This is a genomic window from Micromonospora trifolii (genome assembly GCF_022229005.1).
Classification (GTDB): Bacteria; Actinomycetota; Actinomycetes; order Mycobacteriales; family Micromonosporaceae; genus Micromonospora; species Micromonospora trifolii.
The window spans coordinates 13,439-28,528 of the sequence record NZ_JAKKFD010000028.1 but is presented as its reverse complement, the minus strand read 5'-3'; the positions used below and the strand labels follow the sequence as shown (position 1 = coordinate 28,528).

Genomic DNA, 15,090 nt, shown 5'->3' with positions numbered 1-15,090 from the left:
TGGATCCAGTGCCCGAGCGCCCAGCCCGGTGCGGCTGTCCGGCTCCGGTCTCCTAGGCTCGACGCCATGATCATCGACGATCAGGTGCTCCCGGACCGGGCCGCCGTCCTGGCCGTTACCGGCCAGCACCCGTTTGTCCGGCACATGCTCTGGCGTGGGGTGCCCGCGCGCGCCTACCAGCGCGATGACGCGGTGCTCTGGCTGTTGCCGCCCGAGCACGTCCCCGCAGGCGGTGCGATCGGCCCGGCCGGGACGGCGCTGGAGATCTGCGTCGCGCTGGCCGCCGACGGGGTGCTGAGCACCGGGCAGGCACTGCACCTGCCGCGGCTGGAGTGCGGTGTGGTGTCGCAGCGACTGGCAGTGGTCGAGCACGCCGACTGGGACTTCCACTGGACCGGCACGGCACCGCCGGTCCAGCCCGACGAGGAACGGGTCGTTCGGTTGACCGAAGCCGATCACCCGGCGCTGGCGGCGCTGATCGACAAGGCGTTTCCGAGCAGCACCTCCCGACCGGGCGACCCCAGGGTGGTCGACTGGTACGGGATCTGGGCCGGCGGTCGTCTGGTGGCCTGCGGCGCGGACCGAAGTCGGGGCGACATCGGCTTTCTCGCCGGCCTGACCGTCGGCCCTGAGCAGCGGGGTCAGGGGTTGGGCGCGGCCTTGACCGCCGGAATGACCCGGGCGCTGCTGGCCCGATTCGACACCGTCGGGCTCGGCGTCTACCCGAGCAATGTCGGGGCGGTACGGCTCTACCGTCGGCTCGGCTTCACCAACACCCATCCGATCAGCACGCTCCGCCTCGCCTGAGGTCCTAACGGGCGGCTTGCTGCTCGGCGGGTGCGAGGACAGCGGCCGGCTCGGTGGCGGGGGCGGCCCGACGGCCGGCCAGCCAGGCGGGCAGGTAGAGCGGTGCGGCCACGGCCAACACCACAGCGCCGACCACCATCGCGGTGCTGACGCTGGCAGCGGCGGCGATCGCGGTCAGGACCACCCCGCCGAGCGCGGCGGCCGGTGCCGCCATCATCGAGTTCAGCGAGAGCACGCTGGTCCGGTAGGGGCCGTCGACCTGCCGGTGCAGCAGCCCACTGTGCAACGGGTTGGACGCGCCATGCACGGCATAGCAGGCCAGGTAGGCCACCAGCACGCCGACCGGCCCGGCGAACAACCCCATCCCGACCACCGTGACGCCCTGAAGGATGCGCAGGAGGGCCGCACCCGGCGCGGCGCCGAACCAGCGCAGCAGCAGTGGGGTCAGTGCCGCGCCGGCGGCCGAGGCGAGCCAGGCGGCCGAGTTCGCCGGCCCGAGCAGCACCGCGGCGCGTTCCGGGTCGCCGATCACCTCGGCGAGCCGGACCGGCAGCAGCGACTCGAAGGTGACCATCCCGAAGCCCCAGAACAGCTCGACGGCCACCAACGCCAGCAGCACCCGGGAGCGACGCAGCAGCCCGACGGCCTGGCCGATCATCCGGGGCGCCTGGACCACCGAGGCCCGCAGCGCCGCGACCCCGGTGGCCGGCCGCTCCTCGACCAGCAGCACGACCAGCGCGACCAGCGCCGCCGCCTGCGCGACGATCGCGGCCAACACCGGCACCGTGAGCGCGGTGACCGGCCCGATCGGGCCGAGCGCGATGAGGCCACCACTGAGCAGCGCGCCACCGCCGATGGCCCCGCCGACGACAGTGCCGGCGTAGCCGAGGCCGCGCTCGTACTCGGCCTCCGGGTCGGCGGCCAGGGTGGCATCGACGTACCAGGACTCCAACGGGCCGCTGTCCAACGCCCGGTAGACGCCCTGCAACGCCCAGACCACGAAGAACAGCCAGAACGAGTCGGCCACCGCGAACAGCGCCAGCGAGGCGAGGTTCAGCACCCCGGCGGCGAGCAGCACCGGTCGACGACCGAGGGCGTCGGCGAGCCCGCCGGTGGGCAACTCCAGCGCCAACACCAACAGCCCCTGCGCCGTGCCGACCAGGCCGATCTGCGGCAGCGACAGGCCGCGCTCCTGCATCAGCAGGATCATCACCGGGATCATCAGACCCGTGGGCAGCCAACGCAGGCCGTAGAGAGTGAGGTAACGACGCCGAACCTGGCGTACGGTCAGCGCGCTCACCAGCGCTCGTCCAGACGCGGGAAACCGGCCAGAAACACGTGCACGGGCTTGACATCCGGGGCATCGGTCGCGGCTTCGTCGCGGTAACGCATCAGCACCGCCCAGAGGTCGTCGCTGAGAGCACGTAGCCGGTCCGGGTCGAGCGGCAGCACCAGGTCGCTCATCCCGGCGGCGTCGCGCCAGGCCGGGGACTGGTGGTGTTCGACGGCCATCCACCGCTCGGCCAGGTCGGCCATCAGCCGGACCTGGTCGCCCTGGATCCACTGAACGGCCGCGCGGGCATCCGGGTCGTCGTCGAAGTCCGTGGGTTCGAAGTCGCTCATGTCGTGCGCGGCCTGCCACCAGCGCTGCCGGCTGCTGCCCCGGCCGGGGTCCTCGGTCACCAGCCCCACCTCGGCGAGCTGGCGCAGGTGATAGCTGGTCGCGCCGCTGTTGGTGCCCAACTTCTCAGCGAGCGCTGTCGCTGTCGCGGGACCGTCGATGCGCAGCGATCCGAGCAGTCGCATCCGCAGCGGGTGAGCCAGGGTGCGGACCTGGCGACTGTCCAGATGAACACGCCTCGGCTCAGCCGAGCCGTCGGATCCAGAGGTCATACTCGCACACTATCTCTGCACAACTATTCTGCATAGTTGTTGTGCAAAGAAAGTGTGCTCGAAACCGCCACACCTCCCGCCGATCTTGCACTTTGGAACTAGCTTTTGCCGTTTTTATCCCGATCTGTCCCAACAGAAAGTGCAAGATCGCGGGGGGTGAGGAGTTCGCGCACTCCGCGTAGCCGGGTGCGCAGCAGGGCGGTGGCGCGCGCGGAGTCGAGGCGTACGTCCAGGGGGCGGACCAGGCCGGTGGCCGCGCTGGTGGTGGTCTTCAACCCGGTCGCGTCCAGGCCGTACCGCTCGGCGACCAGCAGGCCCAGCTCCGCCCGGCTGACCGCGTCCGGGCCGGCCACGTTCAGCAGGCCGGCGTACGTCGAGGCGACCAGCTCCAGCACGGCCTCGGCCAGGTCGGTGACGTCGATCGGGCAGCGCAGCTCGTCGCTGAACAGGGTGGCCCGGCCGGCGAGCGCGTCCCGGCAGAGCTGGATCTGCTTGCTGCCCTCCCCCACGATCAGGGAGGTTCGCACCAGCGCCGCGCCCGGGTCGATCGCCCGCACGGCGGTCTCGGCCGCGGCCTTCGCGGCACCGTACGCGTGCACCGGCGTGGGTGCTTCGTCGTCGGCGTACGGCAGGGGTCGTCCGGCGTGCAGCGCGTCGCTGGACACGTGCACCAGTCGGGCACCCACCTCGGCGGCGGCGAGCGCCACGTGCGCTGCCCCGTCGGCGGTGACCGCCCAGTCCCCGTACCGATAGGGGGTTCCGACCACGGCGTCCGGCCGCACCTCGGCGATCAGCGCGCGCACGGCGGACCGGTCGGTCACGTCCAGCCGCCGTGCCGCGACTCCCGGCACCGCGATCTCACCGGAGTGAAAGGTCCCCACAACCGACCACCCGGCGCGGACGCCCCGCCGACAAACCGACCGCCCGAGTAACCCACTACCCCCAACAACAAGCACCCGCATCCCAGCCCACTCCCCCACCTAGGTCGATCATGAGGTTAACGAGCGACACGCCGACGCGTGGGCCCGCCAACCCCATGATCAACGAGGCGAAGGAGAGGAGATGCGGGTCAGACCGGGTCTGCTACCGGAGCTGCGGGGCCGGCCGTTCCCGTGTGGGCCGTTGCGGCGGGCTTGGGCTTGGCGTCGATGCCGGCCTCGGTGCGCTGCTGGGCGGTGATCGGGGTGGGGGCACTGGTCAGCGGGTCGAAGCCACCCCGGGTCTTCGGGAAGGCGATGACCTCACGGATGGAGTCGGCACCGGCGAGCAGCATGCAGACCCGGTCCCAGCCGAAGGCGATGCCGCCGTGCGGCGGGGCGCCGTACTTGAACGCCTCCAACAGGAAGCCGAACTTGTCCTGCGCCTCCTCGGGAGTGATGCCGAGCAGGTCGAAGACCCGCTTCTGCACGTCACCCCGGTGGATACGGATCGACCCGCCGCCGATCTCGTTGCCGTTGCAGACGATGTCGTACGCGTACGCCAGAGCCCGGTCGGGAGCCTCCTCGAACCGGTCGACCCACTCGGAGTTCGGCGAGGTGAACGGGTGGTGCACGGCCGTCCAACCGCCCTCGTCCGTGCGCTCGAACATCGGCGCGTCGACCACCCAGCAGAACGCCCAGGCGTTCTCGTCGATCAGGCCGGACCGCTTGGCGATCTCGACGCGGGCCGCCCCGAGCAGCTCCTGCGCCTCCCGTGTGGTGGCGCTCGCGGCGAAGAAGACCGCGTCACCCGGCTTGGCGCCGACCGCGTCGGCGAGCCCACCCAGGTGCTCGGCGGAGAGGTTCTTCGCCACCGGACCGCGCGCCTCGCCGGTCTCGGCGTCCAGCACCACGTACGCCAGGCCGCGCGCGCCACGCGCCTTCGCCCAGTCCTGCCAGCCGTCCAGTTCCTTACGGCTCTGCGCCGCGCCACCCGGCATCACCACCGCGCCGACGTAACCGCCCGCGTCGATCGCCCCGGCGAAGACCCGGAACTCGGTGCCGCGCAGGTACCCGGTCAGCTCGGTCAGTTCGACGCCGTAGCGCAGGTCCGGCTTGTCCGAGCCGTACCGGGCCATGGCGTCGTGCCAGGTGATCCGGGGGATCGGTCGGGTGATCTCGTGCCCGGCCAGGTCCTTCCACAGCGTCGAGACGATCGCCTCGCCGAGGTCGATCACGTCGTCCTCGGTGACGAACGACATCTCGATGTCGAGCTGGGTGAACTCCGGCTGCCGGTCGGCGCGGAAGTCCTCGTCGCGGTAGCAGCGGGCGATCTGGTAGTACCGCTCCATGCCGCCGACCATCAGCAGCTGCTTGAACAGCTGCGGCGACTGCGGCAGCGCGTACCAGCTGCCGGGCTGAAGCCGCACCGGCACCAGGAAGTCGCGGGCGCCCTCCGGCGTCGAGCGGGTCAGCGTGGGCGTCTCGATCTCCAGGAAGTCCCGCTCGTGCAGCACGCCCCGGGCGAGCTGGCTGGCGCGGGAGCGCAGCCGCAGCGCGTTCGCCGGGCCGCTGCGGCGCAGGTCCAGGTAGCGGTACCGGAGTCGGATGTCGTCGCCGGCCTCGATCTGGTCGTCCACGGGCAGCGGCAGCGGCGCCGCCTCGGAGAGCACCTCCAGGTCGACGACTGTCACCTCGACCTCGCCGGTGGGCAGCTCCGGGTTCTCGTTGCCGGCCGGGCGGCGGGTCACCTCGCCGACGACCTTCACGCAGAACTCGTTGCGCAGCGCGTGCGCATCCTCCTCGCGGAACACCACCTGGACAACACCGGAACCGTCGCGCAGGTCGACGAAGATGACCCCGCCGTGGTCGCGGCGGCGGGCCACCCAGCCGGCGAGCGTCACCGTCGAGCCGGCGTCCGCGGCGCGCAGGCTTCCGGCATTGTGGGTACGGATCACGGCTGGCAACTCCTCATCGTGGAACAGTCCTCACCCGCATTCTGTCAGGGGTGGCAGCCCCGCCTCCGGGCACCCGCCAGGCCGGCACGATTCGCTGGTGGGGTGGACCGGCGAACCCGACTCCCCCGGCGGCCGCGCCGGTTAACGTGGCGAAATGCGGCCCGTACCGAACTGGGCCGTCGCCACGGCGGCGACGGCACCCGTGCTGCTGGTGGCCGGTTGGACGGTGGCGCAGGCCCGACAGCCCGTCGGGTACGACCCGGTCCGGGACACCATCAGCGAGCTGGCAGGACAGGACGCCACCGACGCCTGGATCATGGTGGTGGCCCTGGTGCTGCTCGGTTGCTGCTACCTGTCGGTCGCCGCCGTCCTGCACGCGGCCGGGCTGCCCAGCCGCTTCCTGCTCGCAGTCGGTGGCGTGGCCACCATCGCGCTGGTCGCCTTTCCCCGACCGCCGGTCGGTGGCTCCCTCAGCCACGGCATCGCGGCGACGGTGGCCGTCCTCGCCCTGGTGCTCTGGCCGGCCGGCTCGGCGCTGCGGCTGCCGCGTGGCCACGACACCGAGCACCCCACCCGACCGGAACCGCCCTGGGCGTTCCGCCGGGCGGTGGGGTTGAGCGCCACGCTCGTGCTGCTCGCGCTCTTCGGCTGGTGCGCGTTCGAGGTGACCAGTGGGTCCCGCACCGGGCTGGCCGAGCGAGTGACGGCGGTGGCGGTCTCCCTGTGGCCGCTGCTGGCGGTCCTCTCCGCCCGGCGGGCGCACCTCGCCTGGTCGACCGCCGGCACCGTACGCGTCGGCCCGGACCTGCCGACCATCGGCGTCGTACCCCCGGATCCCCTCGGACCACCGAGCGGGCCCACCCCTGGGCGACCCGACCGGCTGTAAGGAGTCGTCGCCCGCGCCTGATCTGGCCTCGTCGTCCTCGCCTGCTCCGGCGTCCGCGCCGTCGGCGCGTCGACCCCTGGCGCGTGGCCCGGAACTCCGCCGGTCGCACCGCTACGATCGCCCGATGTCCGCCGTTCCCCGTTGGGCACTGCTGTCGGCCGGTGGCGCACCGCTGTTCCTCGTCGGCGGCTGGACGCTGGCGCAGGCCGCCCAGCCCGACGGCTTCGACCCGGTGCGGCAGACCATCAGCGCGCTTGCCGCCGCGGGCGCGGACCATCGCTGGATCATGACGATCGGGCTGGCCGGGCTGGGCCTCTGTCACCTGGCGACCGCGCTCGGCCTGGTCAGCGCCGCGCCGACGGGCCGAGCGCTGCTGGCGTTGGGTGGGCTGGCGACCCTGGTGCTGGTCGCGTTCCCGCAGAACCCGGACGGTGACTCGACGACGCATGCCGTGGCCGCCGGGGTGGCGTTCGGGGCGTTGGCCGTCTGGCCGGCCCTGGCGGTGCCCCGTCGAGCGGCGCCGTCGCTCGACCGGGAGCGCCGCCACCCGCCGGCCCCCGTACACCGGGTGGCGCTCGCGGCGGCGCTGGTCCTCCTCGGGCTGGTCGGCTGGTTCGCCGTCGAGCTCTTCACCGACGGGGCGTGGATCGGGCTGACGGAGCGGCTGGCGGCCGCCGCCGAGGCGGGCGTGCCGCTGGCCGCCGTGCTGGCGGCCCGGCGGCGGCCGCGACCGTCCGGGCCCGGCTGAGCGCCGCCGCGTTCGCCAGCTGTCGGCGGGGTTCGGCGGCCGTCAACGCGACGCGGGCCGCCGGAGTGTTCCGGCGGCCCGCGAGCGGTGCGTGGATCAGAAGACGCTGACGCCGTAGCGGCTGAGCGCCTCGGTGACCGGCTGGAAGAAGGTCGTGCCACCGGTGCGGCAGTTGCCACTGCCGCCGGAGGTCATGCCCAGGGCGGTGGTGTTGGCGAAGAGCGAGCCGCCGCTGTCGCCCGGCTCGGCGCAGACGTTGGTGCGGATCAGACCGGAGACCGAACCCTCGGCGTAGTTCACAGTGGCGTTGGTCGCGTTCACAGTGCCGCTGCGCAGGCCGGTGGTGCTGCCGGAGCGCTGCACCGACTGGCCGACGGAGGCGTTGCCGGCACCGGTGATGTCCCGGAAGCTGCCGTTGTAGAGGGAGACGTTGCCGGCGGCGTTGGCCGAGTTGCTGTGCCGAACGATGCCGTAGTCGTTGCCCGGGAAGCTGGTGCCGGTACGGGTGCCGAGAAGCGAGGTCTGGGCGGAGTTCGAGTACCAGCTGGCCGAGATGTTGGTGCAGTGCCCGGCCGTCACGAAGGAGTAGGTGCTGCCACTGCGCACGTTGAAGCCGAGCGAGCAACGCCCGCCCCCGCCGGCGTAGATGGCCTGGCCACCGGAGATCCGGGTGCTCAGCACGCCCGCCTCGGCCTCGACCCGGACCGCGCCGTTGGCCCGCGCGGCGGCGGCCTTGACCCGCTCCAGCTTGGCGCCGGTGACGGTGCTGTCGACGGAGACGACGACCTGGTTGGTGACCGGGTCACTCCACCAGGCGGTGCCCGGGATCTTGGCGGAGCGCTCCAGCTCGGCCGTGGCCCGGTTGAGCTCGGCGGCGCCGCGGGTGACGTAGCGGACGACGGCGCCGGCCTTGCTCGCCTTGCTGGCGGCGGCCGCGTCGGTCACTGTGACGACGGATTTGCCGCTGGCGTCGATGTACGAGCCGGCGGAGCGGTCGCCGAGTTCCGCGGAGATCGCGGCGGCGGCGTCGGGCGACGCGGCAGGAGCGGCCTGGGCGGGCGCGCCGATGAGCGAGCCGACGACCAGGGTTCCGGAAACGGCGACTGTGGCCGCAACGCGGAATGAGGACCTCGTGGGTCGCATGTAACAAACCTCCTGGGCGGGGGAGCGGGTCTGCCGGGGGTAGCTGACCCGAGGGCAACCCGGCCGATCTGGGGAAACCGGCCGGATGAGACTGAAGTATTCACATACTTAAGATCATTAACAAGGCTTGCATTCACCCGGATTCACCGATCCCGGTTGGTCGCACGGCCGCAACACCCCCGACACGCTGGCGAACAACCACCGTCACACCCCACCGACATCCGACCCACTTTTGGTGCGCACAATCATCGATGTCTTCCCGCGCCGGGCGTCGGGTCCACCGCGCGCCGGGACGGCACTGGCGCCGCGCGACGGGAATCGGGTGTCAGGGTGCGCGGGCGATGGGCGGCAGAAGTGCGGCGGGCTCAGGTCAGGGGGTACGGCGACGGGCGCCGGGACCCGGACTGGGCACCACGTCCCGGGGCCGGCCCACGTCGTGCCCGTCGGCGCAGCGCAGTTCGGCGCGCACCTCGGCGCCGCAGTCGCGGTGCGTGACGCTGAGCGGCGGGCCCTCCGCGTCGGCGAGGTACCGGTCGCCCCAACCGAGGACGGCGACCAGCACCGGCCACAGATCCAGGCCCTTCTCCGTGAGCCGATACTCGTGGCGCAGCCGACTGCCGGGCTCCCGGTACGGCTCGCGACTCAGCACGCCCTGCTCCACCAGGCTGGCGAGGCGGTTGGTCAGCACCTGGCGCGGAATGCCGGTGCGCACCCGCATGTCGTCGAAGCGGCGTACGCCGGTGAACACCTCGCGGAGCACCACCAGCGTCCACCGCTCGCCGAGGACCTCCATCGCGCGGGCGATGGTGCAGTTCTCCACTGACCAGTCCAGAGCCGCGGGTCGCATCGGACCAGGCTAGATCTCGTTGACAGACTCAGCAACCTGCTGCCAGGCTGCGTCCATGACGCAGACGCAGGAACCAGTGCGCAGCCGTACCTTCACCTGGGCGGACCCGTCGGTCAACGCCGCCCAGGTCGGTCGACGCAGCGGCCTGGACATGCTCCGGGCGATGATCGCCGGCGAGTTGGCAGCGCCGCCGGTGATGCACCTTCTCGACATGGCCCGGATGGAAGCCGACGAGGGCCGGGTCGTCGTCGAGCTGGTCCCGCAGGAGTTCCACTACAACCCGCTCGGCAGCGTCCACGGTGGCGTGCTCTCGACCCTGCTGGACACCGCCGCGGGGTGCGCCGTGCACACCACACTGCCCGCCGGCGTCGGCTACACCTCGCTGGACCTCAACGTGAAGTTCCTCCGCCCGGTCACCGTCGACAGTGGCACCCTGCGCTGCGAGGGCACTGTGCTGCAACGCGGCCGCCGTACGGCCCTGGCCGAGGCCCGCATCACCGACGCCGCCGACCGCCTGATAGCCCACGCCACCAGCACCTGCCTCCTACTCCCCCTCCCCTAACCCCCCTAACCCCCACACCCCTCTGGGTTGATCATGAAGTTATTGCCCCGACACGCCGACGCGAGTGGCAATAACTTCATGATCAACGAGGTGAGGGTTGGGGCGGGTGCAGGGGGTGGGGTTTAGCGGAGGGCTAGGCGGGCGGCTCGGGCGTCGCGCTTTTCCTCGAAGCGGCTCGCGGCGCGGTCCAGGTTCTCCATCTGGGCGGCGAGCTGCTCGCGGGCGGCCTCGCCGTCGGCGTTGAGGCCGGTCACGTTGAAGACGTCCCACTGGCGCAGGACCGGCTGCAACACCTCGTCGCGGTGCTGGCGCAGGTCGTAGATGCCGGCCAGGGCGATCGCCACCGACTTGCGGGCGAACCCGTCGATGCCGCTGCCCGGCATCTGGAAGTCGGCCACCACGTCGGCGACGGCCCGCATGGCCTGGCTCGGGGCCAGTTCGAAGGCGGCCGCGAGCAGGTTGCGGTAGAAGACCATGTGCAGGTTCTCGTCGGCGGCCACCCGGGCCAGCAGCGCCTCGCAGGTGGGGTCGCCGGTGGCCTTGCCGGTGTTGCGGTGCGAGATCCGGGTGGCCAGCTCCTGGAACGAGACGTACGCCAGCGAGTGCAGCACCTCGTCGCCGTGGGCGTTGGTGTAGCCCTCCGACATGTGCGTCATCCGGGCCCGCTCCAACGCCACCGGGTCGACAGCCCGGCTGACGGTCAGGTAGTCGCGGATCGCGACGCCGTGCCGACCCTCCTCGGCGGTCCACCGGTGCACCCAGGTGCCCCACGCGCCGTCGCGACCGAACAGGGTGGCGATCTCGTGGTGGTACGAGGGCAGGTTGTCCTCGGTCAGCAGGTTCACGATCAGCGCGGTGCGGGCCACGTCCGGGATGGTGGAGTCGGTCGGTGACCACGCCTCGCCGCCGAGCGGCCCGTCGAAGGTCCGCCCTTCGCTCCACGGCACGTACTCGTGCGGGAACCACTCCTTGGCGAGCGAGAGGTGGCGGTCCAGGTTGCGGGCGACAACCGGCTCCAACTCGACGAGCAGCGCGGTCTGGCTCACTGTGGTGCTGACGGTCACGAGAAACTCCCTACGGTGGCGTAACTTACGCTACCGTAGGTCCCCGCGGCCGTCAGCGCCAGTGGAGACACTCAGCCGACAGTGGGTTTGAGGTCTCCCGGGGGTGGCGTCCACTCCCCCGCACCTGCCGTGACCTGCTCACCGGAGCGGATGTCCTTCACCTCGTCCGGCGCTCCCTCGGCACCGGGGAACCAGACGTACGGGATGCCGCGCCGCTCGGCGTAGCGGATCTGCTTGCCGAACTTCGCCGCGCTCGGCGACACCTCGGTCGGCACCCCGCGCCGCCGCAGCGCCTCGGCCACCCGGTTGCTGGCCGTGCGCTGCTCCTCGCTGGTCACCGCGACGAGCACGGCGGTCGGCACCTCCCGCGAGACCGACAGCTCCCCCGCGCCGAAGAGCAGACCGAGCAGCCGGGTCACCCCGATCGAGATCCCCACCCCCGGGTACGAGACAGCGCCGGCGCTGACCAGGTTGTCGTACCGGCCGCCGGAGCAGATCGAGCCGAAGCGCTCGTAGCCGCGCAGCTGGGTCTCGTAGACGGTGCCTGTGTAGTAATCCAGGCCACGGGCGATGCGCAGGTCCGCCACGCAGAGGCCGGGTGAGTGCTCGGCGGCGGTGTCCACCACCCGGACCAGCTCCTCGATGCCCTCGTCGAGCAGCGGGTCGCTCACACCGAGCGCCCGGACGGCGTCGGCGAACGAGGCGTCCGGTGCGGAGATCTCGGCCAGCGCCAGGCACGCCTTGGCCTGCGCCTCGCTCGCCCCGGCGGTCTGGGCCAGCAGCTCGGCCACCTTCGCCGGGCCGATCTTGTCGAGCTTGTCCACGGCGCGCAGCGCCGCCTCCGGGTCGGTCAGCCCGATGCCCCGGTAGAAACCCTCACAGATCTTGCGGTTGTTGACCTGGATGGTCACCGGTGGGATCGGCAACGAGCGCAGCGCGTCCCCGATGACGAGCGGCATCTCCGCCTCGTGGTGCGCGGCCAGGGTGTCCCGGTCGACGATGTCGATGTCGGCCTGGACGAACTCCCGGTAGCGGCCCTCCTGCGGCCGCTCGCCCCGCCACACCTTCTGGATCTGGTAGCGGCGGAACGGGAAGCTCAACTTGCCGGCGTTTTCCAACACGTACCTGGCGAACGGCACGGTCAGGTCGAAGTGCAGGCCGAGCTGGTCGTCACCACCGGCACCCTCGGCGTCGGCGTGCAGCCGCCGGATCACGTAGACCTCCTTCGAGGTCTCGCCCTTGCGCAGCAACTGGTCCAGCGGCTCCACGGCGCGGGTCTCCAGCGGCGCGAAGCCGTACAACTCGAAGGTGGCCCGGATCTTGTCGAGCACGAACTGCTCGATCATCCGCTGGCCGGGGGTCCACTCCGGGAAGCCGGAGATGGGCGTGGGCTTGCTCATCGGCGTACTCCTTGCGGTTCCGCGCCGGTGGCGCGGTGGTGTCGTGGGTCCGCGCGCGGCGCGGACAGAAGATCTAGAGGCCCCGGGTGGGAGCGGCCGGCGACGTGCCAGCCACCTCGATGAGGTACGGGTTGCTGGCGCGCTCGCGGCCGATGGTGGTGCTGGGGCCGTGGCCGGGCAGCACGACGGTGTCGTCGGCCAGCGGAAGGATCTTGTCGCGCAGGCTGGTGAGCATGGCCGGCATGCTTCCGCCCGGCAGGTCGGTGCGGCCGATCGACCCGGCGAAGAGGACGTCGCCGGAGAGGCACAGCTCGTCAGCCTCCCAGCTCGACCCGGCGCCCGGCAGCCGGAACAGCACCGACCCGCCGGTATGGCCCGGGGCGTGGTCGACGGCGATCTCCAGGCCGGCGAGCGTGAGGGTGGCGCCGTCGGTCAACTCCGCCACGTCCTCCGGCTCGGTGTAGCTCAGCCGGCCGCCGAAGAGCGACGTCAGGTCGGTCGAGAGGCCCTTGGACGGGTCGGCAAGCATCTCCCGGTCACCGGGGTGCACGTACGCGGTGATGCCGCGCGCACCGCAGACCGGCGCGACCGAGAAGGTGTGGTCGAGGTGGCCGTGGGTGAGCAGCACGGCGGCCGGATGCAGGCGGTGCTCGGCGAGCAGCGCGTCGAGCTGGTCGAGCACCCCGATGCCGGGGTCGACCACCACGCACTGCTCCCCCGGCGCGGTGGCAACCACGTAGCAGTTGGTGCCGAAGGCGTCCGCGGGAAAGCCGGCCACGAGCACGGGCGCTGTCCTTTCCGTCGAGCAGCTGTCGTCCTGCACCGCAGCCTATCGGGCGGGCCGAGCGAGTTTGCCGCGTCCGTCCCAGGCGCCCCGTAAGGCACAGTGACAACCTCCGATAAGCGCTGCTCGGGACGGGGTGGACCTCGTACACCACATTCCCAGTCACTAGCCGTACACTCTGGCGGGCGTGTGGCGCGGCACACGTGACGCCCGGACGGGCCGGTGCGACCGGCCGCCGGCGACGACCAGGTAGAGGAAAGGGGAGCACGGGTGGCTTCCAGCAGGGACCGGCAGCGCAAACTGGCGCGGGCCAAGCTCGACCGGCAGTTGGCTCGCCGGGCCGCCTCTACGCGGCGCCGACGGCAGATCCAGGCCGGAGTTGGCGCCGCTCTGATCCTCGTGTTGGTAGTGGCCGGCTCAGCCTGGGCGCTCGGTGCGTTCGACTCCGACCCGAAGCAGAACACGGCCGCGGAGGACACCTGCCTCTGGACGCCGCAGGACGCGACGGCCAACACCAACCTCAAGGACGTCGGCACGCCGGCCACCAAGGATCTGCCCACCGACGGCACCCGGGCGATGACGGTGACCACCAACCAGGGCGCGCCGATCACCGCGGAGCTGAACCTGACCAACTCCCCGTGCGCGGCGGCGAGCATCGCCCACCTGGCGAGCCGGTCGTTCTACGACAACACCAAGTGCCACGAGATCACCGCCGAGGGCGCGCTGCGCTGCGGCGACCCCAGCGGCACGGGTCTTGGTGGGCCGACCTACTCGTTCTACGACGAGGAGTTGCCGACCGTCCCGTCGGCATCGCCGTCGGCCACCCCGGCCCCCGGCCAGCCGCCGACGTACCCGAAGGGCACTGTGGCGATGGTCTCCAACCCGCCGGGCAGCAACGGCAGCCAGTTCCTGGTCTTCTTCAAGGACTTCACCACCGCCGACCCGAAGTACCCGGTCATCGGCCGGGTCACCGGCGGGCTGGACGTGGTGGAGAAGATCGGCGCCCTCCCGACCGTGGACAATGGGACCGGGGCGAAGGTCAAGCCCAGCACCGATGTGACGATCCAGAGCCTCACGGTCGCTGAGCCGGTCACCGGTGCCGCGCCGGCACCGTCGGCCTCCGGCACCCCGGCCAGCAGCCCGAGCGCCGGCTGACCGGTCGCCCTACCCATTCACGCGGCACCCAGCAGCAGATAGCAGGAGGATCCAGGCGTGACGTCCACCAGAGAGCGGCAGCAAGCGGCGGCACGACGCGCCCGGCTTGAGAAGGAGATGGCCGAGCGCGCGGCCAAGGCCCGCAAGCGCCGGCAGACGACGGCGATCATCAGTGCGGGTGCCGCGCTGGTGCTCGTGGTCGCCGGCACCGTCTGGCTGGCGGTGAGCCTCGGCGGCGACGACGACAAGCCGGACACCACCGCCGCGGCGCCCGGTGCGTCGGAGTGCGTGTACAACGCGCTGCCCACGGAGCAGCGGCCCCCGCAGATCAAGGATGTGGGGCGGCCGAGCAACGAGCAGTCCGGCAAGGGCGTGCAGACCATGACGATCGACACCAACCTCGGCCCGATCACCGCCAAGGTCGACAGGTCGTTGGTGCCGTGCACGGCGGGCAGCTTCACCTACCTCGCGGAGAAGAACTTCTTCGACAACACCAAGTGCCACCGCCTGGTGACCGAGGGCATCAAGGTGTTGCAGTGCGGTGACCCCAGCGCCACCGGCAACGGCTGGCGTCCCACCGACGGCCAGGGTGGCCCGAGCTACCGCCTGCCCGAGGAGAACCTGCCCACCGACAAGCGCCCGCCGTACCCGGAGGGTGTCATCGCGATGGCCAACTCCGGCCAGCCGGGCAGCACCGGCAGCCAGTTCTTCATCGTCTACGGCGACTCGCCGTTGGACCCGGCGTACACGGTGCTGGGCACCATCACCGGCGGCCTGGACCTGGTCAAGGACGTGGCCAAGGCCGGCGACGACGGGGCTTTCGCCCAGCAGGCCGGTGGCGGCCACCCGAAGAAGGAGGTCATCATCAAGGACCTCGCGATGAGCAACCCGCAGGGCTGACCCCCGCGCGCACGACGAAGCGCCCG

General features: G+C 71.7%; 15 protein-coding genes. 6 read left to right on the top strand and 9 right to left on the bottom strand.

Going from position 1 to position 15,090, the window contains the following annotated elements:
* Positions 1-66: 66 nt before the first annotated feature.
* Complete coding sequence (locus NIE79_RS18780) at positions 67-807, top strand: GNAT family N-acetyltransferase (RefSeq protein WP_238679806.1); 741 nt, start codon at positions 67-69, stop codon at positions 805-807.
* A 4-nt stretch (positions 808-811) separates the two neighbouring features.
* Here NIE79_RS18780 and NIE79_RS18775 read toward each other — a convergent pair whose 3' ends face one another.
* The 4 genes from NIE79_RS18775 to aspS form a co-directional block, all read right to left on the bottom strand.
* Entirely contained in the window at positions 812-2,107 is a 1,296-nt protein-coding gene (locus tag NIE79_RS18775; protein ID WP_372471655.1) for an MFS transporter, read from the bottom strand.
* Complete coding sequence (locus tag NIE79_RS18770; protein ID WP_238679805.1) at positions 2,104-2,700, bottom strand: ArsR/SmtB family transcription factor; 597 nt, start codon at positions 2,698-2,700, stop codon at positions 2,104-2,106. The genes NIE79_RS18775 and NIE79_RS18770 overlap by 4 nt, the downstream gene beginning before the upstream one ends.
* 98 nt (positions 2,701-2,798) lie before the next feature.
* Positions 2,799-3,662 carry an SDR family oxidoreductase gene (locus NIE79_RS18765; protein ID WP_238679804.1) on the bottom strand — a complete coding sequence of 288 codons (864 nt, stop codon included), beginning with the start codon at positions 3,660-3,662 and terminating at the stop codon, positions 2,799-2,801.
* A 107-nt stretch (positions 3,663-3,769) separates the two neighbouring features.
* The gene (aspS, locus tag NIE79_RS18760; RefSeq protein WP_238679803.1) at positions 3,770-5,575 is read right to left on the bottom strand and encodes an aspartate--tRNA ligase; all 1,806 of its coding nucleotides are present in this window, start codon (positions 5,573-5,575) and stop codon (positions 3,770-3,772) included.
* A 154-nt stretch (positions 5,576-5,729) separates the two neighbouring features.
* On the opposite strand from aspS, the gene NIE79_RS18755 reads away from it, so the two are divergent.
* Positions 5,730-6,461: a DUF998 domain-containing protein gene (locus tag NIE79_RS18755; protein WP_238679802.1), complete on the top strand. Its 732-nt coding sequence runs from the start codon at positions 5,730-5,732 to the stop codon at positions 6,459-6,461.
* 124 nt (positions 6,462-6,585) lie between these two features.
* On the top strand, positions 6,586-7,209 hold the full coding sequence (locus NIE79_RS18750; protein ID WP_238679801.1) for a DUF998 domain-containing protein: 624 nt from the start codon (positions 6,586-6,588) through the stop codon (positions 7,207-7,209).
* A 96-nt stretch (positions 7,210-7,305) separates the two neighbouring features.
* Here the strand turns inward: NIE79_RS18750 and NIE79_RS18745 are convergent, their stop codons facing one another.
* Together NIE79_RS18745 and NIE79_RS18740 are read right to left on the bottom strand one after the other, a co-directional pair.
* The gene (locus tag NIE79_RS18745) at positions 7,306-8,352 is read right to left on the bottom strand and encodes a S1 family peptidase (protein WP_238679800.1); all 1,047 of its coding nucleotides are present in this window, start codon (positions 8,350-8,352) and stop codon (positions 7,306-7,308) included.
* Between the two features lie 370 nt (positions 8,353-8,722).
* Positions 8,723-9,199, bottom strand: coding sequence for a winged helix-turn-helix transcriptional regulator (locus NIE79_RS18740; RefSeq protein ID WP_112677957.1), 477 nt, complete (start codon positions 9,197-9,199; stop codon positions 8,723-8,725).
* Between the two features lie 55 nt (positions 9,200-9,254).
* Here NIE79_RS18740 and NIE79_RS18735 point away from each other — a divergent pair, with 55 nt between their 5' ends.
* Positions 9,255-9,761, top strand: a complete 507-nt coding sequence (locus tag NIE79_RS18735; protein WP_238679799.1) for a PaaI family thioesterase — start codon at positions 9,255-9,257, stop codon at positions 9,759-9,761.
* A 122-nt stretch (positions 9,762-9,883) separates the two neighbouring features.
* Here the strand turns inward: NIE79_RS18735 and NIE79_RS18730 are convergent, their stop codons facing one another.
* The 3 genes from NIE79_RS18730 to NIE79_RS18720 all read right to left on the bottom strand — a co-directional run bounded on the left by NIE79_RS18730 (position 9,884) and on the right by NIE79_RS18720 (position 13,009).
* Positions 9,884-10,825: an acyl-ACP desaturase gene (locus NIE79_RS18730; protein WP_238679798.1), complete on the bottom strand. Its 942-nt coding sequence runs from the start codon at positions 10,823-10,825 to the stop codon at positions 9,884-9,886.
* Between the two features lie 71 nt (positions 10,826-10,896).
* On the bottom strand, positions 10,897-12,225 hold the full coding sequence (hisS, locus tag NIE79_RS18725) for a histidine--tRNA ligase (protein WP_238679797.1): 1,329 nt from the start codon (positions 12,223-12,225) through the stop codon (positions 10,897-10,899).
* Between the two features lie 73 nt (positions 12,226-12,298).
* Positions 12,299-13,009 (bottom strand): MBL fold metallo-hydrolase, encoded by a 711-nt coding sequence (locus NIE79_RS18720; protein WP_030488361.1) that lies wholly within the window; start codon positions 13,007-13,009, stop codon positions 12,299-12,301.
* Between the two features lie 270 nt (positions 13,010-13,279).
* Between NIE79_RS18720 and NIE79_RS18715 the strand changes: the two genes are divergently transcribed.
* Together NIE79_RS18715 and NIE79_RS18710 are read left to right on the top strand one after the other, a co-directional pair.
* A complete protein-coding gene (locus tag NIE79_RS18715; protein WP_238679796.1) occupies positions 13,280-14,164 on the top strand; it encodes a peptidylprolyl isomerase in 885 nt (294 codons plus the stop codon).
* A 57-nt stretch (positions 14,165-14,221) separates the two neighbouring features.
* A complete protein-coding gene (locus tag NIE79_RS18710; RefSeq protein ID WP_238679795.1) occupies positions 14,222-15,064 on the top strand; it encodes a peptidylprolyl isomerase in 843 nt (280 codons plus the stop codon).
* Positions 15,065-15,090 lie beyond the last annotated feature (26 nt).